General features: G+C 46.6%; 1 pseudogene. It reads left to right on the forward strand.

Going from position 1 to position 509, the window contains the following annotated elements:
* Nucleotides 1–509, forward strand: a pseudogene (locus tag AAAT87_RS15485) (IS1634 family transposase); the annotation flags it as partial.

Genomic DNA, 509 nt, shown 5'->3' on the forward strand with positions numbered 1-509 from the left:
TGCAGATGGGTAAGGTTGACATGGATGGAGAATCCGTCAAGGCTCTCATGGTGGATAGTGACGCAAAGGGGGCCAAGGAACGCTCCATGTATGAGCAGGCATGCAAACGCTATGAGGAGGGATTGGAAGCAATCAAAAAGGGTATTCTTACCAAGGGCGGAACCAAGAAACGTGACGCCGTGAACAAGCGATTGGGCAAATTGGACAAGCAATATGGAGCCATTCGCCTGTCATACAACGTTACCTTTACCTATGAGGGTACAGGAAAGAACGAGGTTGCTACTTCCATGACCTGGGAATGCAGAGAGGACAAGGCTGCTCAGAGAAGAAAGTTCCATGGAAAATATGTCTTGCTGACGAGCCTTGATGAAAGCCAGGAATTGAACATCTGGAAATTTTATAATGTAATCAGAACCGTAGAGGAGACTTTCCATGTGTTGAAGACAGACTTGGATATCCGTCCTGTCTATCATAAGAGCGACAATGGAATCAAGGCTCATCTCAACCTT

It is taken from the genome of Segatella sinensis (assembly GCF_040095255.1).
Lineage (GTDB): Bacteria > Bacteroidota > Bacteroidia > Bacteroidales > Bacteroidaceae > Prevotella > Prevotella sinensis.